At 64.0% G+C, this 250-nt stretch carries 1 pseudogene; it reads right to left on the bottom strand.

The features are described from left to right. A pseudogene (locus tag G8O24_RS43300) lies at window positions 1-250 on the bottom strand (hypothetical protein); the annotation flags it as partial.

Below are 250 nucleotides of genomic sequence, written 5' to 3'. Positions count from 1 at the left end.
CGCCGTCGCCTCATCGATACGGCCTGGCGCAACGGGCAGCGTCAGAAGTTCCTGCGATGCCTGTACCCGAGCAAACGGCTGCGCCGGGAGATCGCCGCCTGGGCGGAGGGCTTTCGCGGCCAGCGCCGCTTGCTTCGGATCGAGAAACCCATCTCCGTCCGGCTCCCGCCGGATGCTCTCACTGATTTCGCTTTCAATAAAGCGAAACTCCTTCGCCCGCTCGCGGCACATGTTGAGCGCGACAAACTGA

Source organism: Bradyrhizobium campsiandrae (assembly GCF_014529705.1).
Classification (GTDB): Bacteria; Pseudomonadota; Alphaproteobacteria; order Rhizobiales; family Xanthobacteraceae; genus Bradyrhizobium; species Bradyrhizobium campsiandrae.
This window is presented reverse-complemented; position numbering and strand designations above follow the sequence as displayed.